We start from the raw sequence: 22003 nt of genomic DNA on the forward strand, positions 1-22003 counted from the left end.
GTTACTTCTCCTCCGTGGTGCGGGCGGCGTAAGTGAGGGCGGGTTCGTTGCCCCCGAGCAGCAGGTACAGGACGGCCATCCGGATGGAGACCCCGTTGGTGACCTGTTCGACGACGGTGCAGCGCTCGGAGTCGGCCACCTCGGCGGTGATCTCCATGCCGCGGACCATGGGGCCGGGATGCATCACGATCGCGTGTTCGGGCATCCGCCGCATGCGCTCGCCGTCGAGGCCGTAGCGCCGTGAGTACTCGCGCTCGGTCGGGAAGAACGCGGCCTTCATGCGCTCGCGCTGCACGCGCAGCATCATCACGGCGTCGGACTTGGGCAGGGTGCGGTCGAGGTCGTAGGAGACCTCGCAGGGCCAGGCCTCGACGCCGACCGGCAGCAGCGTCGGCGGGGCGACGAGGGTGACCTCGGCGCCGAGGGTGTGCAGCAGGTCGACGTTGGAGCGGGCGACCCGGCTGTGCAGGACGTCGCCGACCAGCGTGATGCGCCGGCCGGAGAGGTCCTGGCCGATCCCGGTGTCCCGGCCGACGAGCCGGCGCCGCATGGTGAAGGCGTCGAGCAGGGCCTGGGTGGGGTGCTGGTGGGTGCCGTCGCCGGCGTTGATGACGTGCGCGTCGATCCAGCCGGAGGTGGCCAGCCGGTACGGGGCCCCGGAGGCTCCGTGCCGGATGACGACGGCGTCGACGCCCATGGCCTCCAGGGTCTGGGCGGTGTCCTTGAGGGACTCGCCCTTGGAGACGCTGGACCCCTTGGCGGTGAAGTTGATGACGTCCGCGGACAGCCGCTTCTCCGCGGCCTCGAAGGAGATGCGGGTCCGGGTGGAGTCCTCGAAGAAGAGGTTGACGACGGTCCGGCCGCGCAGGGTCGGCAGTTTCTTGATCGGCCGGTCGGCGACCCGGGCCATCTCCTCGGCGGTGTCGAGGATCAGGACGGCGTCGTCGCGGGTGAGGTCGGCGGCCGAGATGAGATGACGCTGCATCTTTCAGGCTCCGTAAGACGGTTCAATCGGAAGAACGGGAGAATCCGGGCATCCCTGGGCGTGGCGGCACACCGGGCCGGCGCACGCGGGAGGCGCGCCCGGATCGCTACGGGGAGGGCTGCTTGGCGCCGAGCAGCACGGTGTCGCGACCGTCCTCCTCGGCGAGCAGGACCTTGACCGTCTCCCGCAACGACGTGGGGAGGTTCTTGCCGACGTAGTCGGCGCGGATGGGCAGTTCGCGGTGGCCGCGGTCGACGAGGACGGCGAGCTGCACCGCGCGCGGGCGCCCGATGTCGTTCAGCGCGTCGAGGGCGGCGCGGATGGTGCGCCCGGAGAAGAGCACGTCGTCGACGAGGACGACCAGCCGGCCGTCGATGCCGTCGCCGGGGATCTCGGTGCGGGCCAGTGCGCGCGGCGGGTGCATGCGCAGGTCGTCGCGGTACATGGTGATGTCGAGCGAGCCGACCGGGACCTTGCGCTCGGTGACCTGCTCGAGCTTGGCGGCGAGCCGCTGGGCGAGGAAGACGCCCCGGGTCGGGATGCCGAGGAGCACCACGTCGTCGGCGCCCTTGGCGCGCTCGACGATCTCGTGGGCGATGCGGGTCAGTACCCGCGCGATGTCGGGGCCTTCGAGAACGGGCCGCGCATCGGAGTGCGTGTCCATGTGAACGGACCTCCTTCTCCGCCTCACGGGACGGACCTTAAAGGACGTCGGGATTACGTCGGCCACGCTATCAGGTGGGGAGCGACACCCCTGATTCCCCCTCCCGCCACCGCCGGCCACTCCATCGGCGCAACGGTCCGCGCCGGCTCCGGAAGAGTCGGCGTGGACCGTTCGGCTTGACGGGCGAGAGTAACTCTGCGTAACCTCACAGTGAGTTACCAGCCGCGCGGCCCGGAAATCATGCCGGTCGCGTCGACACAGTGCCGGGGAGCTATATGTCCAGCGAATACGCCAAACAACTCGGGGCCAAGCTCCGCGCGATCCGCACCCAGCAGGGCCTTTCCCTCCACGGTGTCGAGGAGAAGTCCCAGGGCCGCTGGAAGGCGGTCGTGGTCGGTTCGTACGAGCGCGGCGACCGCGCAGTGACCGTGCAGCGTCTTGCCGAGCTGGCGGACTTCTACGGCGTTCCGGTGCAGGAACTGCTTCCCGGCACCACGCCGGGCGGTGCCGCCGAGCCGCCGCCGAAGCTGGTCCTCGACCTGGAGCGGCTGGCCACGGTGCCGCCGGAGAAGGCCGGCCCGTTGCAGCGGTACGCGGCGACGATCCAGTCCCAGCGCGGCGACTACAACGGCAAGGTGCTCTCGATCCGCCAGGACGACCTGCGCACGCTCGCCGTGATCTACGACCAGTCGCCCTCGGTCCTCACCGAGCAGCTGATCAGCTGGGGCGTACTGGACCCGGACGCGCGTCGCGCGGTCGCCTCGCACGACGAGGGCTGATCGCACCACCGCCCGAGCAGAAACGTACCGCCGGGGTGGCCCGACCTGCAGAGGTCGGGCCACCCCGGCGGCGTTCGTTCTGCGTTCGTTCTGCGGGCCGAGGAGCAGGCCGGGGGCCGGGAAGGCCCGGGACCGGCTCCGGAGACGCCGGAGGGCCCGCAGCGGTCGTGCTGCGGGCCCTCCGGCGTGTCCGTGCCGGTCCCGGGGCCTGTGGGGCTGGTGCGGCTGGCCGGTGCCGGATCAGACCTCGTCGCGGCGGAGCGAGGGCTTGAGCTCCTTGAACCGGCCGAGGAGGCCGTTGACGAACGAGGGCGACTCGTCCGTGGAGAACTCCTTCGCCAGCTGCACCATCTCGTCGAGGACGACGGCGTCCGGGGTCTCGTCGACCCAGACCAGCTCGTACGCGCCGAGACGCAGGAGGTTGCGGTCGACGACCGGCATGCGGTCCAGGGTCCAGCCGACCGAGTACTGGGCGATCAGCTCGTCGATGCGCGCCGCGTGCTGCGCGTAGCCCTCGACCAGCTGCATCGTGTACTCGCTCACCGGCGGCTGCCGGGTGTCGGACCGGGAGTGCCGGATCCAGTCCGCGAGGACCGTCAGGACGTCGGCGCCGCGCTGGTCGCCCTCGAAGAGGATCTGGAAGGCGCGCTTGCGGGCCGTGTTGCGGGCAGCCACGGTTAGCTGTTCACCCGGCCGAGGTAGTCGCTCGTACGGGTGTCGACCTTGATCTTCTCACCGGTGGTGATGAAGAGCGGGACCTGGATCTGGTGCCCGGTCTCCAGCGTGGCCGGCTTGGTGCCGCCGGTGGAGCGGTCGCCCTGGACGCCCGGCTCGGTCTCGGCGACGGTCAGCTCGACGGCGGCCGAGAGCTCGACGAAGAGCACCTCGCCCTCGTGCTGCGCGACGGTGGCCTCGAAGCCCTCGACGAGGAAGTGGGCGGCGTCACCGACGACCTTGCGGTCGATGTGCAGCTGGTCGTAGGTCTCCATGTCCATGAAGACGAAGTAGTCGCCGTCCATGTAGGAGAACTGCATGTCCCGCTTGTCGACGGTGGCGGTGTCGACCTTCACACCGGCGTTGAAGGTCTTGTCGACGGTCTTGCCGGAGAGCACGTTCTTGAGCTTGGTGCGCACGAAGGCCGGGCCCTTGCCGGGCTTGACGTGCTGGAACTCGACGACGGACCAGAGCTGGCCGCCTTCGAGCTTGAGCACCATGCCGTTCTTGAGGTCGTTCGTGGAAGCCACGTTGCGGAATCTCCTGGACTGACGTGAGACGACTCGGGGCCGGCACTCGGCGCGAAGCTAGAGCGCCAGCAGCTCCTTGGTCGTGATGGTGAGTAGCTCGGGTCCGCCGTCCGCCTCGGGGCGCACGACGAGCGTGTCATCGATCCGGACACCGCCCCGGCCCGGGAGGTGGACTCCCGGTTCGACGGTGACCGGCACACAAGCGTCCAGTTTACCCATGGTCCCGGGGGTCAGTTGAGGGTCCTCGTCGATTTCGAGTCCGACCCCGTGTCCGGTGAGCGCCGGAAGGGCCGCCGCGTACCCCGCGCTGTCCAGTACCTGGCGGGCCGCGCGGTCCACGTCGCGGCAGGCGGCGCCGGGTACGAGGGACTCCCGGCCGGCCCGCTGAGCGGTGAAGACGAGGTCGTACAGCTCGATCTGCCAGTCCGCGGGAGCGGTGCCGATGACGAACGTACGGCCGATCTCGCAGCGGTACCCGCGGTAGGTGGCGCCGAGACAGACGGAGAGGAAGTCGCCCTCCTCCACCCGCCGGTCGGTGGGCCGGTGACCGGGCCGCCCGGCGTTCGGGCCGGTGGCGACGGAAGTGGCGAAGGCCGGGCCGTCGGCGCCGTGGTCGACCAGGCGGCGCTCCAGTTCCAGCGCGAGATGGCGTTCGGTGCGGCCGACGAGGATGGATTCCAGCAGCTCGCCGAGGGCCTGGTCGGCGATCTCCGCGCCGATGCGCAGACAGGAGAGCTCCTCCTCGTCCTTGACCACCCGGAGCTGTTCGACGACGCCGCCGACGTCGGCCAGGCGCAGCCCGGGGGCGACCGAGCGCAGGGCGCGGTGCCGGGTCACGGTGAGGTGGTGCTCCTCGACGGCGAGGGAGTCGGCGCCCCCGGTGGCGGCGAGCCCGGCGGCCTCGACGGCGGGATCACCACCGGTGCCGGGCACGGCGTGCACCCGCAGCGCCTCGTCGGGCCGGGTCTGCCCGGAACGGTCGTCGGGCAGCCCGGCGCACACCAGGAAGTCCTCGGCCGGGCCCAGCAGCAGTACGGCGCCTTCGGGGGCGGGGCCCGCGAGATAGCGCACATTGGCGGGCCGGGTGACCAGCGCCGCCGCGCTGCCACCCGCGTTGCAGCATTCCCTCAGCCGCGTCCGGCGGAGCGCGTACACCTCAGACATGTCCCGAGCCTATGAGCGGTGGCCGGAAACCGCCGTTCGAGAGGTCCGAGTGGGCGGGAGGATGCGGCCCCCGGGCAGGCGCGCGGCGGGCGCCGGGGGCACCGTCGCAGCGGGCCGGGGACAGCTAGCCGGGCAGTCCCTCAGGGCCTGCCCGGCGGATCCGGTCGACGGGAACACACCGCGCCCGCCCGGGGCGGGTGGGCGGGGGCTGCCGGTGCGGCCGACCGCACCGCGTGGCTCACCAGGACGGAGGGCTGGCGATGGACCGGGCGAGGACGTCGTCCAGGACCTCGGCCGTTTCCGGTATGCCGAGCTGGGAGTTGTCGATGATCGGGAGGCCCGAGCCGTACCAGCCGGCCATGCGGCCGTGGATGCGGGCGACCTCCTCGTCGCCGAGGCGGCGGTTGCCGGAGCGTTCGGCGTTGCGTTCCAGGACGATGTCCAGACCGGGCAGCAGCACGACCGGCAGCAGGCCGGGCCCCACATGCCGTTTCCAGCCACCGAGGCCGACGACCGGGCGGTCGGGGAAGACGGCGTCGTCGAGGATGCAGGAGATCCCGTTGGCGAGGAAGTTGCGCGCGGCGAAGCCGCAGGTGCGGCGGGCCAGGCGGTACTGCGCCTCGGAGTGGTCGTTCCACCCGGTCTGCGGGTCGGCGAAGCCGGACCGCACCCACTCCCGTACGTCGTCCAGGCTGATGTGCGCGGTCGGCACCCGGCGGTGGCCCGCCCAGTACTTGGCGACGCTGGTCTTCCCGGCGCCCGCGGGGCCTATGAGCAGGACCGCGAGGGTCGTGCGGGCCGGGTCGGCCGCCGCGGGGGCCTGCGGAACACTGGGCATGGCGACGGGGCCGCCGGGCGGCAGCGGCACCTGCCCGGTGGTGTCCGGTGGCGGATGCGGGGACTGCGGGACGCCCGGGGGGTGCGGCGTCGGCCCGGGGTAGCCGGGGGCCGGCGGCGGCCCGGGCACCGGGGCGGGCCCCTGGTGCGCCCCCGGGGGGTGCCCCAGGGGGTGCGCTCCCGGATGATGTGCGGCCGGTGACCAGCCGTCGGCCGGTCCGTGCCCCGGTCGGTGGGGCGGCGGCAGCGGAGAACCCACTGCGTGCTGCATCCGGTGCCACTCCGTCTCGGTCTGCTGGGCTCGGTTCACTCGCCGCGGGCGACAAGCGCTGAGGGCAGGGTGGGCCCCCGCGCTCCCCGACAGCCTAGAGCGTCGGAGCGGCCGTTCGAACGGGTACCGCCCCTGCCGTTGTCCGATGAACGGCCGAAAGTGGCCCTGAGCGCCCTGCCCCGCCGGGCGCCGGTCTGCCCGGCGGGAGCGGGGTCCGCGGATGCTACTCCGCGACTTCTCCGTACGCGGCGAGCAGCACCGCCGGGTCCGGCCCCTCCAGCACGGTGGGCTTGGCGAGGCCGTCGAGGACGATGAAGCGCAGCAGGTCTCCGCGGGACTTCTTGTCGACCCTCATGTTCTCCAGCAGCCTCGGCCACTGGTCGTGGCGGTAGTGCAGAGGCAGCCCGACCGATTCGAGGACGGCGCGGTGCCGGTCGGCGGTGGCGTCGTCCAGCCGGCCGGCGAGCCGGCCGAGTTCGGCGGCGAAGTGCATGCCCACCGACACCGCCGCGCCGTGGCGCCACTTGTAGCGCTCGTTCTTCTCGATGGCGTGCCCGAGCGTGTGACCGTAGTTGAGGATCTCCCGGCGGCCCGCTTCCTTCAGGTCGGAGGAGACGACGTCGGCCTTGACCCGGATCGAGCGCTCGATGAGCTCGGCGGTGTGCGGGCCCGCCGGGGTGCGGGCGGCCTGCGGATCGGCCTCGATGAGGTCGAGGATCACCGGGTCGGCGATGAAGCCGGCCTTGATGACCTCCGCCAGCCCGGAGACGTAGTCGTTGGTCTGGAGGGAGTCCAGGGCGGCGAGGTCGCACAGCACGCCGGCGGGCGGGTGGAAGGCGCCCACGAGGTTCTTGCCCTCGGCGGTGTTGATGCCGGTCTTGCCCCCGACGGCCGCGTCGACCATGGCCAGCACCGTGGTCGGCACCGCGATCCAGCGCACCCCGCGCAGCCAGGTGGCGGCCACGAACCCGGCCAGGTCGGTGCTGGCGCCGCCGCCCACGCCCACGATGACGTCGGTGCGGGTGAACCCGGACTGGCCGAGCGCCTTCCAGCAGTAGGCGGCGACCTCGGCGGTCTTGGCCTCCTCCGCGTTCGGCACCTGGATGGCGACGGCCTCGTAGCCCTGCTCGGCGAGATCGGCGCGGAGCGCCTCGCCGGTCTCGGCCAGGGCCTCGGGGTGCACGACCGCGACCCGCTTGGCGGCGGTCCCGATCAGCCCGCCGAGCTCGCCCAGGAGCTGCCGGCCCACCAGGACCTCGTACGGGTCGGTGCCCGCGGTGCCGCCGATGTGGATCCGCGTCACTGCCTCGCTGCTCATGCTTGCTTCATCTCCAGTGCGTCCAGGGCGGAGCGGGTGACCTCTTCCGGCGTGCGGCCGTCCGTGGCCACGACGACCGTGGCCACCTCCTCGTACAGAGGGCGCCGGGCCTCCATCAGTGCGCGCCACTGCTTGCGCGGATTGACCGCGAGCAGCGGCCGGGCGACATTGAGGCCGGTGCGCTTGACCGCCTCCTCGACGTCCATCGACAGGTAGACGACCTGCTGCCCGGCGAGCAGCGCGCGCGTGTCGGCGTCGAGGACGGCGCCGCCGCCCAGGGCCAGGACGCCCTCGTGATCGGCGAGCGCGGTGCGCACCGCCTGCTTCTCGAGCGCGCGGAAGGCGGGCTCGCCCTCGTCCACGAAGATCTCGGCGATGCTGCGGCCCGTCCCGGCGACGATGTCGTCGTCGGTGTCCCGGTAGCCGACGCCCAGGTGCTCGGCCAGCAGGTGCCCGACGGTGGACTTGCCGACGCCCATCGGGCCGATCAGCACGATCAGCGGAGTCACCGGATGGCCAGGTTCTCGAGGTAGGAGGTCACATTGCGGCGGGTCTCGGTGACGCTGTCGCCGCCGAACTTCTCCGCGACCGCGTCCGCGAGGACCAGGGCGACCATGGCTTCGGCGACGATGCCGGCCGCCGGTACGGCGCACACGTCGGAGCGCTGGTGGTGGGCGGCGGTCTCCTCACCGGTGACGACGTCCACGGTCCTCAGTGCCCGCGGCACGGTCGCGATCGGCTTCATCGCGGCCCGTACCCGCAACAGCTCGCCGGTGGTCAGACCGCCCTCGGTGCCGCCGGAGCGGCCCGAGGAGCGCTTGATGCCCTCATCGGTGGCGACGATCTCGTCGTGCGCCTTCGAGCCGGGCACCCGTGCGAGGTCGAAGCCGTCGCCGACCTCCACACCCTTGATCGCTTGGATGCCCATGAGGGCGGCGGCCAGCCGGGCGTCGAGCCGCCGGTCCCAGTGCACGTGCGAGCCGAGGCCGACCGGTACGCCGTACGCCAGCACCTCGACGACTCCGCCGAGGGTGTCGCCGTCCTTGTGGGCCTGGTCGATCTCCGCGACCATCGCCTTCGACGCGTCCGCGTCCAGGCAGCGCACCGGGTCCTCGTCCAGCCGCTCCACGTCGGCCGGGGTCGGGTACACGCCGTAGGGGGCCTTGGCGGCCGCGAGCTCCACGACGTGGGAGACGATCTCGATGCCGGCCGTCTCCTTCAGGTACGAGCGGGCCACGGCGCCCAGCGCCACGCGGGCCGCGGTCTCCCGCGCGGAGGCCCGCTCCAGGATCGGACGAGCCTCGTCGAAGCCGTACTTCTGCATGCCGGCGAGGTCGGCGTGGCCGGGGCGCGGACGGGTCAGCGGGGCGTTGCGGGCGAGGCCGGCCAGCACCTCGGGGTCGACCGGGTCGGCCGCCATGACCTGCTCCCACTTCGGCCACTCGGTGTTGCCCACCATGACCGCGACCGGGGAACCGAGGGTGAGGCCGTGCCGGACACCGCCGAGGAAGGTGACCTCGTCCCGCTCGAACTTCATCCGGGCACCGCGGCCGTAGCCCAGCCGCCGCCTCGCGAGATGGTCCGCCACCATGTCCGTGGTGATCGGCACGCCGGCGGGAAGACCCTCCAGCGTCGCGACGAGTGCGGGACCGTGGGACTCCCCCGCGGTCAGCCAGCGCAACCTGCTCAACGGTGCTCCTCCATGCTCGCGCCCGGTACTGCCCTGCGCACGCGGCGTCGCGTACGGCTACGGCGCGACGGGGTGCGCGGCCCCGGCCCGCCACGTCCGATCCTCCCACGTCCGGGCGGCGTGTCCGGTCGCCGGTCCATCAGTCGGACGAGCGGCGACGGGACGAGAGAGGCACCGGTACCAAGGGCCGGGCGGGGCGGTCCGGCCCCCCGGCCCGACGGCTCCGCCCTCCGGCGGCCGGTCCTGGGCTCAGGCCCGGCCGTCACCCGGGCGCTGCCGCCCGGGTGCGTAGGCCCCGAGGAAGTCGGCACCGCTCTGCCCCGCCGTGACCTGCGCGGGGGCGTGCGGTGCGGGCCGGCCTGCCTGTCCGGGCTGCGGCGCGTACCGGCCCAGGTAGTCGGCTCCGCTGCCCTGTCCGTACTGGGCCGCCGCGTGGACCGGCCGGCCCGCACGGGTGGCCCGCCGGTGTGCGACCTTGCGCTTGATCTTGACGGCCCAGGACACCACGACGACGAGAACGATCAGGGCCAGTACCGTGATCTGCACCCAGTCGGGCAGAAAGCCCAGCACGGACTCGAAGATCTGAGACTTCACGGATGCCAGTGGCGTGCCTGCGGACATGAACGCGTATCCCTCCCCCGGTTCCGCCCCCTGCGGAACCGGACGGGATCCTATCGGGCCGCGAGCGCCCGTTCCCCTGCTTTTCGCATGGCGTCCAGCGGGGCCGGAGAACGCCCCGTCATCTGCTCGACCTGGAGCACCGCCTGGTGCACCAGCAGGTCGAGGCCGCCGACCACCGCGCCGCCGTGCGCCGACCAGCGGGCCGCGAGAACGGTCGGCCAGGGGTCGTAAAGCACGTCGAAGAGGGCCGCGGGATGCTCCGGGACGGCTCGGGCGAGGCCGTCGGTGACGCCCGCCGGGGTGGTGGTGACCACCAGCGGGGCGTGCAGGGCCTGCTCGGCGTCGTCCCAGTCGGCGATGCGCACCGCCACGCCCAGCCGCTCGGCCCACTGCCGCATCTCGGCGCCGCGCGCGGCGCTGCGCACGTAGACGACGACCTCGCCGGCGCAGATCCGGGACAGCGCGGCGAGCGCGGACGACGCGGTGGCTCCGGCGCCGAGGATCGCGGCGGTGTCCACCTTGTCGATGCCGTGCTCGCGCAGGGCGGCGACCATGCCGGGGATGTCGGTGTTGTCTCCGGTCTTCCGGCCGTCCTCGGCGAAGACCACGGTGTTCACCGCGTCCACGGAGGCCGCCGTCTCACTGATCCCGTCGAGCAGCGGAACGACCACCCGCTTGAGCGGCATGGTCAGCGACAACCCGGCCCACTCGGGGCCGAGCTTCTCGAAGAAGCCCGGCAACGCCGCCTCGTCGACGTCGAAGCGGTCGTACGTCCAGCTCTCCAACCCCAGCTCCGCGTGGGCGGTGCGGTGCAGTACCGGGGAGAGGGAGTGGGCGATCGGGGAGCCCAGGACGGCGGCTCGGCGACGGTCAGTTGCCCGAGCTGGCATCGAACTTGTCCTTCAGCTTCAGAAACTCGTCGTGCGTCCTTGCGAACTCTGTCTTGCTCACGCCGTCGGTGGCCACGAAGTAGATCCAGCCGTCCTTCGTCGGCTTCAGCGCCGCGGTCAGCGCGTCGTCGCCGGGGTTGCCGATGGGGCCGGGCGGCAGGCCCTTGCGTGTGTAGGTGTTGTACGGGTCCTTATTGCTGTTGATCTCGGACTCGCTGATGTGGATGTTGCTTTCCTTCTGCAGGTAGTTGTACGTCGAGTCGAACTGCAGCAGTTGGTTGGTCTCGGTGTTGGTGGGCTTGAGGCGGTTGTAGATGACCTCGGACATCTTGCGGAAGTCGTCGTGGGTCTTGCCCTCGGCCTGCACCAGGCTCGCGACCGTGACCAGTTCCCACGGCCCGTCGAGACCGAGGCTCTCGGCCTTCTCCGGGAACTGCAGTTCCTCGTACTTGTCGGTGGCCCGGCCCACCATCTCCTTCAGTACGTCCGCGGGTTTCGCGCCCTTGCCCACCGCGTAGCTGGACGGGTAGAGGAAGCCCTCCAGCGGGACCTTGACATCCCCGCCGTTCACCGCCCAGTCGGGCAGGCCGAGCTTCTTCCAGTCCTTCTCCGCGACCTTCTCGGTGGTCCCGTCCTCGACCTCGAGGCGTTGGTCGATGAGCTCGTAGATCTTGGCGTTGCGCAGGCCCTCGGCGATGATCAGGTTGTTGCGGCTCTTCGAGCTGAGCATCAGCTCGACCGCGCTCTCGGCCGACATCTCCAACTCGAGCGTGTAGACGCCGTCCTGGATCGTGTCGCCCTGCGCGTTGTCGGCCTGGGCCGCGACGAAGGCGTCGACGCTCTTGACCACGCCCTCCTTCTTGAGCACCTGGCCGATGGCGTACCCGGTCGAGCCCTTGGGGATCGTGATGGTGACCTGCTCACCGTTCCCGTCGCCCGCGAAGTCCGGGGCGCTGCCGAAACGGTCCTTGACGAACTGCCAGCCGACGTAGCTCACACCGACCACACCGCCGCCGAGGACCACCACCACCACGAGGCAGGCGACCCCACTGCGTCGCTTCTTGTCCTTGCCGCCCTTGCCGCCCTTGCCGCCCCTGGCGCCTTTGCCCCGGCGGTCGCCGCGACCGCCCGGCTCGTCGGCCTCGTCCTCGTCCTCGTCGCCCGAGAAGAAGGCGTGCTCCCCCTGGTCCGGCCCCGGATCCCAGTCGGTCCGCGATTCCGGTTCCGGTTCCGGTTCCGCGTCCTGCTCCGGCTGCCGTTCGGGCTCGGCGCCGCGCCGGGCGGGCGGCTCGGGCGGCGGGTAGGCCTCGGAGGTCGCGTAGTAGTCGGACTGCTGGGCGCCGTACGCCCCGCCCTGCTGCCCGTACGGGTCCGTGGGGTCGGCCGCCGCGTACGGGTCCTGCGGGTGGGCGTGGGCGCCGGTCTGCCAGCCGCCCGTGTCGTACTGCTGCTGGTCCGGGTGCTGCTGGTCCGGGTGCTGCGCCTGCTGGGGGGCGTACTGCTGGCCGTACTGCTGCTCGCCGTACTGCTGCTGGTGACCTTGCTGCTGGTCGTACTGCGCGTACTGCTGCTGTCCGTACCCGCCCTGCTGCTCGGCGGTGCCCCAGTCGCCGTATTGCTGCTGCTGCGGCTGCTGCTGCGGGTAGTGCTGCGCCTGGCCGTCGTAGGGGGGCTGCTGGGGCTGCTGACCCTGCTGGGTCTGCTGCCCGGCCCATCCGCCGTCCCCGTACAACGGGTCGTCCGGATGCCACGGTTCGGAGCCTCGGCCCCGGCCATACTCAGTCATCGATCCCCTAGAGCCGCGAGGCGGCGGGCGCGCGGCTGTGGGGGTGGCCGGCGTCCGTTCCGCCTCTCTTTCGCGGCGGCTGTTCGAACGCCACCGCATCGCGCGGAACGTTACCGTACCGCGATCACCTCTCCACTTCGACGCCCTCACCGGGTGCATTGCCTGACACCCGTTCGGATTCAAGGGCCTGCTGGAGGATGATCACAGCGGCGACCTGGTCGATGACGGAGCGTCCCTTCTTCGACTTCACGCCCGAGGCACGCAGCCCCTGGCTCGCCGTCACCGTCGTCATGCGCTCGTCGACGAGGCGCACGGGCACCGGTGCGATCCCGCGGGCCAGTTCCTGCGCGAAGCCGCGGACCTTGACCGCGGCGGGGCCCTCGCCCCCCTTGAGGGAGCGAGGAAGGCCGACGACGACCTCGATCGGCTCGTACTCCTCCACGAGCTGACGAAGGCGCCGGTGAGCCGCCGGGACGTCCCGGCCGGGGACGGTCTCGACCGGGGTGGCGAGGATCCCGTCGGGGTCGCACGAGGCGACCCCGATCCGGGCGTCCCCGACGTCGATCGCGAGCCGGCGGCCGCGGCGCATGGCCCGGCCGCCCGAGGGATCGTTCACCGGCCCGCTCACTTGGCCGTGTCCGCCACGAGCCGCTCGACGGCGTCCACGGCGTCGCCGATGGCGTCCGGGTTCTGGCCGCCGCCCTGGGCGACGTCCGGCTTGCCGCCACCGCCGCCGCCGAGGGTCTTGGCGGCGGCACGGACCAGGTCACCGGCCTTGAGGCCGCGCTCGCGGGCGGCCTCGTTGGTGGCGATGACCGTGAGGGGCTTGCCGTTGACGGCGGTGAACAGGGCGACGACGGCGGCCCGGCCGCCCTGGATCCGGCCGCGCACGTCGAGCACCAGCTTGCGCAGGTCGTCGGCGGTGGTGCCGTCCGGGACCCGGCCGGTCACCAGGGCGACGCCGTGGACGTCCTTGGCGGACTCGGCGAGGCCTCCGGCGGCCTGGAGCACCTTCTCGGCGCGGAACTTCTCGATCTCCTTCTCGGCGTCCTTGAGCTTGCCGAGCATGGCGGAGACCTTCTCCGGGAGCTCCTCCGGGCGGCCCTTGATCAGCTCCTGGAGCTGGGCGACGACCGTGTGCTCGCGAGCGAGGAAGTTGTAGGCGTCCACGCCGACCAGGGCCTCGATGCGGCGCACGCCGGAGCCGATGGAGGACTCGCCGAGCAGCTTCACCAGGCCCAGCTGGGCGGTGTTGTGCACGTGGGTGCCGCCGCACAGCTCCTTGGAGAAGTCGCCGATGGTCACCACGCGCACGCGCTCGCCGTACTTCTCGCCGAACTCGGCGATGGCGCCCTGCTTCTTGGCCTCGTCGATGCCCATGACGTCGGCGCGCACGTCCAGGTCGCGGGCGAGCACCTCGTTGATCCTCTGCTCGACATCGGTCATCACGGCCGTCGGAACGGCGGACGGCGAGCCGAAGTCGAAGCGGAAGCGGCCGGGCTGGTTCTCGGAACCGGCCTGGGCGGCCGTCGGGCCGAGGGCGTCGCGCAGGGCCTGGTGGGTGAGGTGGGTGGCCGAGTGGGCGCGGGCGATGGCCGTGCGGCGGCGCTCGTCGATGGAGGCGTGGGCCTTGGCGCCGAGGGTGACCTCGCCGACCTGGACGACGCCCTTGTGGACGTAGACGCCCGGGACCGGCTTCTGGCAGTCGCGGATCTCGATGACGGCACCGGAGTCCGCCCTGATGCGCCCGGTGTCGCCGATCTGGCCGCCGCCCTCGGCGTAGAACGGGGTGCGGTCGAGGACGATCTCCACTTCGTCGCCCTCGGTGGCGGCCGGGGACGACACACCGTCGACCAGGATGCCCACGACGGTGGACTCGCCCTCGGTGGCGCTGTAGCCGGTGAAGTCGGTGGCGCCGGCCCGGTCGGCGATCTCGCGGTAGGCGCCGAGGTCGGCGTGGCCGGTCTTCTTGGCCCGGGCGTCGGCCTTGGCCCGCTCCCGCTGTTCCTTCATCAGGCGGCGGAAGCCGTCCTCGTCCACGGAGAGGCCCTGCTCGGCGGCCATCTCCAGGGTGAGGTCGATCGGGAAGCCCCAGGTGTCGTGCAGCAGGAAGGCCCGGTCGCCGGACAGGACCGTGCCACCGGACTGCTTGGTCTCCGTGACGGCGGTGTCGAGGATGTTGGTGCCGGCCTTCAGCGTCTTGAGGAAGGCGTTCTCCTCGGCGACGGCGACCTTCTCGATCCGCTCGCGGTCGGTGACGAGCTCGGGGTACTGCTGCCCCATCATGCCGATGACGACGTCGACCAGGTCCTTGACGACCGGGCCGGTGGCGCCGAGGAGGCGCATGTTGCGGATGGCACGGCGCATGATGCGGCGCAGCACGTAGCCGCGGCCCTCGTTGCCCGGGCTGACGCCGTCGCCGATGAGCATGACCGAGGTGCGCATGTGGTCGGTGACCACGCGCAGCGAGACGTCCGAGTCCTGGGCGTCGCCGTAGCGGACCCCGGTCAGGGCGGTGGCCTTGTCGATGACGGCCATGGAGGTGTCGATCTCGTACAGGTTCTGCACGCCCTGCAGGATCATGGCGAGCCGCTCGAGACCGAGACCGGTGTCGATGTTCTGGCTCGGCAGGTCCCCGAGGATCTCGAAGTTGTCCTTGCCGATGCCCTCGCCCCGCTCGTACTGCATGAAGACGAGGTTCCAGATCTCCACGTACCGCTCGTCGTTGACGGCGGGGCCGCCCTCGGCGCCGAACTCGGGGCCGCGGTCGTAGTTGATCTCGGAGCAGGGGCCGCAGGGGCCGGGGACGCCCATGGACCAGTAGTTGTCCTTCATGCCCAAGCGCTGGATGCGCTCCTCGGGCACGCCGACCACGTCGCGCCAGATCCGCTCGGCCTCGTCGTCGTCCTTGTAGACGGTGATCCACAGGCGCTCGGGGTCGAGGCCGTAGCCGCCATCGTCCTGGGAGCTGGTGAGCAGCTCCCAGGCGAGTTTGATGGCGCCTTCCTTGAAGTAGTCGCCGAAGGAGAAGTTGCCGCACATCTGGAAGAACGTGCCGTGCCGGGTGGTCTTGCCGACCTCTTCGATGTCCGGCGTGCGGACGCACTTCTGGACGCTGGTGGCGCGTGCGAAGGGCGGCTTGACCTCGCCCAGGAAGTAGGGCTTGAAGGGCACCATGCCGGCCGGGACGAGGAGCAGAGTCGGGTCGTCCGCGATGAGCGACGCCGAAGGGACGACGGTGTGCCCGCGCTCCTCGAAGAAGCTCAGCCAGCGGCGGCGGATCTCGGCCGACTCCATCAGTGGTCCTCATTCCGGTTGTACGGGTTCGTCAGGTACGCCGAGCCCTCGGCGTACCGCGGGTTGTCCTTGGGGCTGTTGCGGTTCTCGATGGCGGCGTACCGGCCGGAGCGCGGGAGTTCCCGGTCGGCGGGGGCGTTGAGGCCGAGGGCGTCGCCCAGTTCGGCCTCGCGCCGGGCCATGTGGTCGCGGACGTCGAGTGCGAAGTCCACCGCCCGGTCCTTGAAGCGGCCGCCGGCCTCGATCGCCTTGTTCGCCGCGGTCGCGGCGAGGCTCTCGGGCGTCAGCTGCCTCAGTTTCCGGTTGACCTTGGTGGTGGCCCACACACCTGCGGCGACGCCGGTGGTGAACCAGAACGTACGGCGGAACATCGCTGCGTCAGTCCTTCTTTCCCCGGGTGCGCCTCGCCCGCCGCGTGCCCGGGACGGTGCGGCCCACGATCACGGTGCGGCCCGGCGCCTTCGCGGGCTCGGTCCTGGCGGAGTCCGTCCTGGCCGGCGCGTCCTCCCTGCGTCCGCTGACGGCCCGGCGCACGCCGTAGCCGAACGCGGCGACCTTGACCAGCGGGCCGCCGAAAGTGGAGGCCACGGTGGTCGACAGGGCGGAGGCGTTGGAGGTGACCTCCTGGACGTCGGAGGCGATCGCGTCGACCCGCTCGATCTGGGTCTGCGCGGAGCGCACCGCGGTGGAGGCGTCGGCCAGCAGCGGGACGGCCTGGTCGGTCACGTCCGCCACGAGCCTGGTGGTCGCCCGGAGCGTCTGGGCCAGCCTCGCCAGTGCGACGGCGAGGAAGGAGACCAGGATCGCCCAGAACACGGCCACCAGGATTCCGGCCACCTCTCCACCGGACACTGTGCGCACCTGCTCCCTGAGAAACGTGCCTGAACATCGAGAAATTCGTGCACCGAGCCTATCGCGCCACCGGCGGGACTCCGTACCGGATTACCGTCCGCCGCGGGCGGAGTCGGGGGAAGAGATTGTACGGACTGAACACGGTTCAGTACGCTCCGTGTCTCATGGGGGACATTGGGTGCGACGGCACGCCGGCGGACGGGGGCCCGCCGCGGGCCGTGGCGGGCAACCTGCAGCTGGAGCCGGACGCGTTCGTGGGCCGTGCGGCGGAGCTGGACGAACTGTCCCGGGCCCTCACCGCTTCGCGGCTGGTGACGGTGACCGGGCCCGGCGGGGTCGGCAAGTCGCGGCTGGCCGCCCGGGTGGCCGCGCGGTGCGCGCCGCGGGACGGGGTCTGGCGGGTGGAGCTGGCGGCGCTCGGGGACGCCGAGTTCGTCGATCACGTGGTGGTGGAGGCGCTGGGCCTGACGGACCACACCACCCGGCTGCCGCGCGAGACGCTGCGGGGACATCTGGCGGAGCGCCGGCTGCTGCTGGTGCTGGACGGGTTCGAGCACCTGGTGGACGCCTGTGCCGAACTGGTGGCCGATCTGCTGCGCCGGGCGCCGGGGCTGCGGGTGCTCGCCGTGGGACGCCGTGCGCTGTCCGTGGCCGGGGAGCGGCTGGTACCGCTGGCTCCGCTCGGCGAGGACGAGGCGGTCCGGCTGCTGGCGGTGCGTGCGGGGCAGCATGCGGTGGGCGCCGGGGACGAGGGGCAGATGCGGGAGTTGTGCCGGCGTCTCGACGGCATCCCGCTCGCGATCGAACTGGCCGCCGGCCGGCTGGGCGCGCTGTCGCCGGGGCAGGTGCTGGAGCGGCTCGGCGACCGGTTCCGGCTGCTGACCGGCGGCGGCCGGGACGCCCTCCCCCGGCACCGGACACTGCGGACGGCGATCGGCTGGAGCCATGAACTGTGCACGCCGGAGGAGCGGTTGCTGTGGGCGCGGCTTTCGGTGTTCGCGGGGCACTTCGACCTCGAGGCCGCCGAGTACGTGTGCGGGGGGAACGGTCTGGCCGCCGGGGACGTCCTCGACGTGCTGTCGGCACTGCTCGCGCAGTCGGTGGTGACCCGCGAGGAGACCCCGGCGGGGGCGCGCTACCGGATGCTGGACACACTGCGCGCGTACGGCGCCGAGTGGCTGGAGAGCGTCGGCGACGCAGAGCGGCTCGCGCGGCGGCACCGGGACTGGTACGTGGGACTCGCCACCTGGTGCGAGCTGGACTGGTTCTCGTCCCGGCAGCGTGAGATCGCCGCGCGCGTCGAGGCGGATCTGCCGAATCTGCGCCGCGCCCTGGAGGTGGGCCTGACGGACCCGGACGAGGCGCATCTGGGACAGCACCTGGCGGGCTCGCTGTGGTTCTCCTGGGTGGGCTGCGGGCGGCTGGCGGAGGGCCGGCACTGGCTGGAGCAGGCGGTGCGGATCGACTCCGGTCATGAACAGCCCCGGCTCAAGGCCCTGTGGGTGCTCGCTTATGTGGCGATCCTCCAGGGCGACACGGTGCCCGCGCTGGCCGCGCTCCAGGAGTGCCGCCGTCAGGCGGAGCGGGCGGCGAACCCCACGGCGCTGGCGTACGCGGAGCACCGCGCCGGCTGCCTGGCGCTGATCACGGACGACGTGTTCCGCGCGGAGACGCTGCTGCGGTCGGCGCTGGAACGTTACGACGAGATCGGGGAGCTCAACAGCAATGTGCTGATGGCCCGGATCGAGCTGGCGATGGCCCGTGCCTTCCAGGAAGATCTGCCGGACGCGGTGCGGATGTGCGAGGACGTCCGCCGGGTGTGCGAGGAGCACGGCGAGCGGTGGGCCCGCACCTACGCGCTGTACGTGCTGGCGTACGCGGCCTGGTGCGGGGGCGACCCGGCCAGGGCCCGGGAGCTGCTCACCGATTCCCTGGACGGCGCCCACGGCTTCAGCGACCTGCTCGGTTCGGTGCTGGTGCTGGAGCTGCTCGCCCTGGTCACGGTGGCGGAGGGGAAGGCGGTCGAGGCGGCGGTGCTCCAGGGGGCGGCGGACCGGATGTGGCCGTCGGTGGGACTGCGGCTGTTCGGTTCGGCCCACTACAACACGCCGCACGAGCTGTGCGAGGCGCTGGCCCGGGAGCAACTGGGCGACGAACGGTATGAGGAGAGCGTGCGGCAGGGGGCGCGGCTCGGCCGGGACGAGGCGGTCCGGTGGGCGCTGCGCGGGACCGGGGCCGCGGTGGGCGATCCGGCGCCGGGCGGGAGCGTACGGCAGGCGGCCGGGGCGCCCACGCAGCAGCCCGCCGCCTCGCCCACCCGTAAGGGCGGGGAGACGGCGGGCTGAGTCACCGCGCGCCTGCTGAAATCAGCGGGCGTAGTACTCGACGACGAGCTGCTCGTCGCAGATCACCGGGATCTCCTTGCGGTTCGGCTCACGGTCCAGGCGGAACGCCAGGGACTTGAGGTTCACCTGGAGGTAGCGCGGGGTCTCGCCGTCGGGGGCGAAGCCACCCTCGCGGGCGATCGTGAACAGCGTCTTGTCCTTGCTGCGCTCACGAACCTGCACGACGTCGTCCGGGCGGACACGGAAGGAGGGCTTGTCGACCTTCTTGCCGTTGACCTGGATGTGGCCGTGGGTGACCATCTGGCGGGCCTGGTAGATCGTGCGGGCGATGCCCGAACGCAGGACCAGGGCGTCGAGACGGCGCTCGAGCTCGATGACGAGGGCGTCACCGGTCTTGATCGTCGTCTTGGCGGCACGCTCGTACGCGCGGACGAGCTGGCGCTCGCTGACGTCGTACTGGGCGCGCAGACGCTGCTTCTCCAGCAGACGGACCTTGTAGTCCGAGTTCTGCTTGCGGCCGCGGCCGTGCTCACCCGGCGGGTAGGGGCGGGCCTCGAAGTACTTGACGGCCTTCGGGGTCAGCGCGATACCCAGGGCACGCGACTTCTTGACCTTGGGGCGGGACTGATTCGCCACTGTCTCTTTCACCTTCGTTTTGTCGGCTCACCAGGGTTAAGGGAGGTCGCATCCGCAGTCGGGGAAACCCCGCGGGTCCGTGACGGACTTGCCGGGCAGCCGCTCCCCTGGTCTGGGCACATACGTGCAGCACGCGGGTGGCCCACCGGCCGGTCCCGGGAATCCGGGTGGTGGTGGGCTGCCCGCGACACCTTCGACGGTGCGCGACGCTCCTGGATCCCCTGCCCCGAGGGGCGGGTCTCCGGCTGGATGTCCCGCTCTGGTGGTGCCGGTTTCCCTTGCGGGGGCCGGACGCGGGACGCAGCTTGTGCACATTCTACAAGGTGCTCACGACTGCTTCCGACCGAGGTGCTTCCTGGTCCACCCGACCGCGTCGGCGTACCGCGCCTCGGCCCCGTGCCGGGTCGGGTCGTAGTACGCGCGGTCCTTGAGGGCGTCGGGGGCGTACTGCTGCTGGGCGATGCCCTCGGGCAGGTCGTGCGGGTACACGTACCCCTGGGCGTGACCCAGCTTGGCCGCGCCCTTGTAGTGCCCGTCGCGCAGATGGGCCGGCACGGGCCCGGCCAGTCCCTTGCGGACGTCGTCGAGGGCGGCGCCGATCGCGGTGGTGGCCGCGTTGGACTTCGGGGCCAGGGCGAGGGCGATGGTGGCGTGGCTGAGGGTGAGGGCGGCCTCGGGGAAACCGATCATGGCGACGGCCTGGGCGGCCGCGACCGCGAGGGGCAGCGCGTTCGGATCGGCGAGGCCGATGTCCTCGCTGGCGGAGATCATCAGGCGGCGGGCGATGAAGCGGGGGTCCTCGCCGGCCTCGATCATCCGGGCGAGATAGTGCAGGGCGGCGTCCACGTCGGAGCCTCGGATGGACTTGATCAGGGCGCTGGCCACGTCGTAGTGCTGGTCGCCGGAGCGGTCGTACTTCACGGCGGCCCGGTCGACGGTCTCCTCCAGGGTGGCCAGGGAGATCTCCGTCTCGCCCTTGTCCAGCGCGGCCCCCGCGGCGGCCTCCAGGGCGGTCAGCGCGCGGCGGGCGTCCCCTCCGGCGATGCGCACCAGGTGGTCGCCGGTGTCCTCGGGGAGCGCGAGGGCGCCCTTCAGGCCCCGCTCGTCGCCGAGCGCGCGGTGGAGCAGGCCCCGGATGTCGTCGTCGGTGAGGGGTTCGAGGGTGAGCAGGAGCGAGCGGGACAGCAGCGGGGAGATGACGGAGAAGTAGGGGTTCTCGGTGGTCGCGGCGATCAGCGTGACCCAGCGGTTCTCGACCGCGGGGAGCAGGGAGTCCTGCTGTGCCTTGCTGAAGCGGTGGATCTCGTCGAGGAAGAGGACGGTCTCCTTGCCGTAGCCGCCGGAGGCGCGGCGGGCGCCGTCGATGACCGCGCGGACCTCCTTGACGCCCGCGGTGATCGCCGACAGTTCGACGAAGCGCCGGTCGGTGGCCTTGGAGACGACGTGGGCCAGGGTCGTCTTGCCGGTGCCGGGCGGTCCCCACAGGAACACCGAGGACGGGCCCGCGGGACCGGAGGCGCCCTCGCCGACCAGCCGGCGCAGGGGTGAGCCGGGCTTCAGCAGATGCTGCTGGCCCACCACCTCGTCGAGGGTGCGCGGGCGCATCCGGACGGCTAGGGGACTGCCGGTCGGGTCCTTCTCCTGGCGGTCTTCGGCTGCGGCGGTGAACAGGTCGGGCTCCACACCGAAACCCTAAAGGACCGCACCGACAACGTGGTCGGCGCGGTCACCGTGGCCCCGGGCCGGTACGACCCGGTGGTCACTTGGTCCAGAACTCCCACCACCGGGTCAGGATCAGCATGCCGATGATGCCGATGTGCAGGACGGGCATGACCCAGGTGAACTCGCCGAAGAAGCTCTTGACCGGGCCCGGGGCGGGCAGGAAGCCCTTGCGGACGTTGAACGACGTGACGTACCAGAACATGATGATCGTGGCGACCCAGGCGAGGCAGCACCACAGGCACAGGGCGTTGATCCGGTACAGGGACTGGGCCATCAGCCAGGCGCAGAAGACGGTGCCGAAGAGGGTGCCCGCGTTGAAGGTGAGCCAGTACCAGCGCGGGAAGCGGGCCCCGGCGAGCAGGCTCATGCCCACGCAGATGACGATGCCGTAGGTGACGAGGCCCAGCATCGGGTTGGGGAAGCCGAAGACGCTCGCCTGGTCGCTCTCCATCACGCTGCCGCAGGAGACCACCGGGTTGAGGCTGCAGCCGGGGACGTACGTCTCGCCCCTGACCTTGGCCTCGAGCAGCTTGAACTTGTCCAGTGTGATGACCCACGCGGCGAGCACACCGGCGGCGCCGGTGATGACCAACAGCAGGGCGAACGCACGGCCGGCGCCCTCGCGCACCCGCCCGGCGGCCGGCCCCTGCGCGGGGTCGGGCTCGGTGGAGATGTCCTTCACTGTCGTGTTGCTCATCACGCCGATTCCGTCACTGGAGAGTGTGGACCTGCTTCGGGCAGGGCCATTGTGCCGTACGTGACTGTGGGTTCACCGTCCACCGGCCACAAGAGCATAGGAACTATCCCCCGCGGGCGTACGGTTTGGGCCGCAGCATGTGCCCCGGCCGTACACACATTCCACCTTAAGTCCCTGATCGAGGGAATTGCCGTTCGCCGCATTG

Annotated in this window: 21 protein-coding genes; 2 read left to right on the forward strand and 19 right to left on the reverse strand. The window is 71.6% G+C overall.

Going from position 1 to position 22003, the window contains the following annotated elements; genetic code table 11:
* Position 1 precedes the first annotated feature (1 nt).
* Positions 2 to 985, reverse strand: coding sequence for an aspartate carbamoyltransferase catalytic subunit (locus OHB56_RS08360; protein ID WP_326751693.1), 984 nt, complete (start codon positions 983 to 985; stop codon positions 2 to 4).
* Positions 986 to 1091: 106 nt separating this feature from the next.
* A complete protein-coding gene (pyrR, locus tag OHB56_RS08365) occupies positions 1092 to 1649 on the reverse strand; it encodes a bifunctional pyr operon transcriptional regulator/uracil phosphoribosyltransferase PyrR (protein ID WP_055594544.1) in 558 nt (185 codons plus the stop codon).
* A gap of 275 nt (positions 1650 to 1924) precedes the next feature.
* Here pyrR and bldD point away from each other — a divergent pair, with 275 nt between their 5' ends.
* Positions 1925 to 2428, forward strand: a complete 504-nt coding sequence (gene bldD, locus OHB56_RS08370; RefSeq protein ID WP_055572227.1) for a transcriptional regulator BldD — start codon at positions 1925 to 1927, stop codon at positions 2426 to 2428.
* A 240-nt stretch (positions 2429 to 2668) separates the two neighbouring features.
* Here the strand turns inward: bldD and nusB are convergent, their stop codons facing one another.
* The 14 genes from nusB to OHB56_RS08440 all read right to left on the reverse strand — a co-directional run bounded on the left by nusB (position 2669) and on the right by OHB56_RS08440 (position 16407).
* Positions 2669 to 3103 (reverse strand): transcription antitermination factor NusB, encoded by a 435-nt coding sequence (gene nusB / locus OHB56_RS08375; protein ID WP_326751694.1) that lies wholly within the window; start codon positions 3101 to 3103, stop codon positions 2669 to 2671.
* Between the two features lie 2 nt (positions 3104 to 3105).
* On the reverse strand, positions 3106 to 3672 hold the full coding sequence (efp, locus tag OHB56_RS08380) for an elongation factor P (RefSeq protein ID WP_055572225.1): 567 nt from the start codon (positions 3670 to 3672) through the stop codon (positions 3106 to 3108).
* Between the two features lie 57 nt (positions 3673 to 3729).
* Positions 3730 to 4836 (reverse strand): aminopeptidase P family protein, encoded by a 1107-nt coding sequence (locus tag OHB56_RS08385; RefSeq protein WP_406352465.1) that lies wholly within the window; start codon positions 4834 to 4836, stop codon positions 3730 to 3732.
* 238 nt (positions 4837 to 5074) lie between these two features.
* Positions 5075 to 5944, reverse strand: a complete 870-nt coding sequence (locus OHB56_RS08390; protein WP_326751696.1) for a Pro-rich N-terminal domain-containing protein — start codon at positions 5942 to 5944, stop codon at positions 5075 to 5077.
* A 223-nt stretch (positions 5945 to 6167) separates the two neighbouring features.
* On the reverse strand, positions 6168 to 7262 hold the full coding sequence (gene aroB, locus OHB56_RS08395) for a 3-dehydroquinate synthase (protein WP_055594541.1): 1095 nt from the start codon (positions 7260 to 7262) through the stop codon (positions 6168 to 6170).
* Complete coding sequence (locus OHB56_RS08400) at positions 7259 to 7741, reverse strand: shikimate kinase (protein ID WP_406358973.1); 483 nt, start codon at positions 7739 to 7741, stop codon at positions 7259 to 7261. Before OHB56_RS08400 ends, aroB begins: the two co-directional genes overlap by 4 nt.
* A gap of 26 nt (positions 7742 to 7767) precedes the next feature.
* A complete protein-coding gene (aroC, locus tag OHB56_RS08405; RefSeq protein WP_326751697.1) occupies positions 7768 to 8952 on the reverse strand; it encodes a chorismate synthase in 1185 nt (394 codons plus the stop codon).
* A gap of 249 nt (positions 8953 to 9201) precedes the next feature.
* On the reverse strand, positions 9202 to 9573 hold the full coding sequence (locus OHB56_RS08410; RefSeq protein ID WP_406352468.1) for a hypothetical protein: 372 nt from the start codon (positions 9571 to 9573) through the stop codon (positions 9202 to 9204).
* Positions 9574 to 9623: 50 nt separating this feature from the next.
* Positions 9624 to 10463, reverse strand: coding sequence for a shikimate dehydrogenase (locus OHB56_RS08415; RefSeq protein ID WP_406352470.1), 840 nt, complete (start codon positions 10461 to 10463; stop codon positions 9624 to 9626).
* Positions 10444 to 12249, reverse strand: a complete 1806-nt coding sequence (gene mltG, locus OHB56_RS08420) for an endolytic transglycosylase MltG (RefSeq protein ID WP_406352471.1) — start codon at positions 12247 to 12249, stop codon at positions 10444 to 10446. Before mltG ends, OHB56_RS08415 begins: the two co-directional genes overlap by 20 nt.
* A 124-nt stretch (positions 12250 to 12373) precedes the next feature.
* A complete protein-coding gene (gene ruvX, locus OHB56_RS08425) occupies positions 12374 to 12838 on the reverse strand; it encodes a Holliday junction resolvase RuvX (protein ID WP_406358975.1) in 465 nt (154 codons plus the stop codon).
* A 35-nt stretch (positions 12839 to 12873) separates the two neighbouring features.
* Positions 12874 to 15546 carry an alanine--tRNA ligase gene (gene alaS, locus OHB56_RS08430; RefSeq protein ID WP_406352473.1) on the reverse strand — a complete coding sequence of 891 codons (2673 nt, stop codon included), beginning with the start codon at positions 15544 to 15546 and terminating at the stop codon, positions 12874 to 12876.
* A complete protein-coding gene (locus OHB56_RS08435) occupies positions 15546 to 15917 on the reverse strand; it encodes a hypothetical protein (protein WP_406352475.1) in 372 nt (123 codons plus the stop codon). The genes alaS and OHB56_RS08435 overlap by 1 nt, the downstream gene beginning before the upstream one ends.
* Before the next feature lie 7 nt (positions 15918 to 15924).
* On the reverse strand, positions 15925 to 16407 hold the full coding sequence (locus OHB56_RS08440) for a DUF948 domain-containing protein (protein ID WP_107098603.1): 483 nt from the start codon (positions 16405 to 16407) through the stop codon (positions 15925 to 15927).
* A gap of 155 nt (positions 16408 to 16562) precedes the next feature.
* On the opposite strand from OHB56_RS08440, the gene OHB56_RS08445 reads away from it, so the two are divergent.
* Positions 16563 to 18743 (forward strand): ATP-binding protein, encoded by a 2181-nt coding sequence (locus OHB56_RS08445; RefSeq protein ID WP_406352477.1) that lies wholly within the window; start codon positions 16563 to 16565, stop codon positions 18741 to 18743.
* Between the two features lie 21 nt (positions 18744 to 18764).
* On the opposite strand, the gene rpsD is transcribed toward OHB56_RS08445, so the two are convergent.
* From rpsD to OHB56_RS08460, 3 genes are all read right to left on the reverse strand, one after another.
* Positions 18765 to 19379, reverse strand: coding sequence for a 30S ribosomal protein S4 (gene rpsD / locus OHB56_RS08450; RefSeq protein ID WP_055594532.1), 615 nt, complete (start codon positions 19377 to 19379; stop codon positions 18765 to 18767).
* A 327-nt stretch (positions 19380 to 19706) separates the two neighbouring features.
* On the reverse strand, positions 19707 to 21062 hold the full coding sequence (locus OHB56_RS08455; RefSeq protein ID WP_326751703.1) for a replication-associated recombination protein A: 1356 nt from the start codon (positions 21060 to 21062) through the stop codon (positions 19707 to 19709).
* 76 nt (positions 21063 to 21138) lie between these two features.
* Positions 21139 to 21798 (reverse strand): vitamin K epoxide reductase family protein, encoded by a 660-nt coding sequence (locus tag OHB56_RS08460; protein ID WP_055594530.1) that lies wholly within the window; start codon positions 21796 to 21798, stop codon positions 21139 to 21141.
* Positions 21799 to 22003 lie beyond the last annotated feature (205 nt).

The sequence above is a fragment of the Streptomyces sp. NBC_01635 genome (assembly GCF_045209715.1).
GTDB classification, from domain to species: domain Bacteria; phylum Actinomycetota; class Actinomycetes; order Streptomycetales; family Streptomycetaceae; genus Streptomyces; species Streptomyces hirsutus.

Bases quoted from the DNA above. Each gene is read 5' to 3' on its own strand.
- OHB56_RS08360 (WP_326751693.1), bottom strand. From the start codon at position 985: ATGCAGCGTCATCTCATCTCGGCCGCCGACCTCACCCGCGACGACGCC.
- pyrR (WP_055594544.1), bottom strand. From the start codon at position 1,649: ATGGACACGCACTCCGATGCGCGGCCCGTTCTCGAAGGCCCCGACATC.
- bldD (WP_055572227.1), top strand. From the start codon at position 1,925: ATGTCCAGCGAATACGCCAAACAACTCGGGGCCAAGCTCCGCGCGATC.
- OHB56_RS08385 (WP_406352465.1), bottom strand. From the start codon at position 4,836: ATGTCTGAGGTGTACGCGCTCCGCCGGACGCGGCTGAGGGAATGCTGC.
- OHB56_RS08390 (WP_326751696.1), bottom strand. From the start codon at position 5,944: ATGCAGCACGCAGTGGGTTCTCCGCTGCCGCCGCCCCACCGACCGGGG.
- aroB (WP_055594541.1), bottom strand. From the start codon at position 7,262: ATGAGCAGCGAGGCAGTGACGCGGATCCACATCGGCGGCACCGCGGGC.
- OHB56_RS08400 (WP_406358973.1), bottom strand. From the start codon at position 7,741: ATGGGCGTCGGCAAGTCCACCGTCGGGCACCTGCTGGCCGAGCACCTG.
- OHB56_RS08410 (WP_406352468.1), bottom strand. From the start codon at position 9,573: ATGTCCGCAGGCACGCCACTGGCATCCGTGAAGTCTCAGATCTTCGAG.
- OHB56_RS08415 (WP_406352470.1), bottom strand. From the start codon at position 10,463: ATGCCAGCTCGGGCAACTGACCGTCGCCGAGCCGCCGTCCTGGGCTCC.
- mltG (WP_406352471.1), bottom strand. From the start codon at position 12,249: ATGACTGAGTATGGCCGGGGCCGAGGCTCCGAACCGTGGCATCCGGAC.
- ruvX (WP_406358975.1), bottom strand. From the start codon at position 12,838: ATGCGCCGCGGCCGCCGGCTCGCGATCGACGTCGGGGACGCCCGGATC.
- alaS (WP_406352473.1), bottom strand. From the start codon at position 15,546: ATGGAGTCGGCCGAGATCCGCCGCCGCTGGCTGAGCTTCTTCGAGGAG.
- OHB56_RS08435 (WP_406352475.1), bottom strand. From the start codon at position 15,917: ATGTTCCGCCGTACGTTCTGGTTCACCACCGGCGTCGCCGCAGGTGTG.
- OHB56_RS08445 (WP_406352477.1), top strand. From the start codon at position 16,563: ATGGGGGACATTGGGTGCGACGGCACGCCGGCGGACGGGGGCCCGCCG.
- OHB56_RS08460 (WP_055594530.1), bottom strand. From the start codon at position 21,798: ATGAGCAACACGACAGTGAAGGACATCTCCACCGAGCCCGACCCCGCG.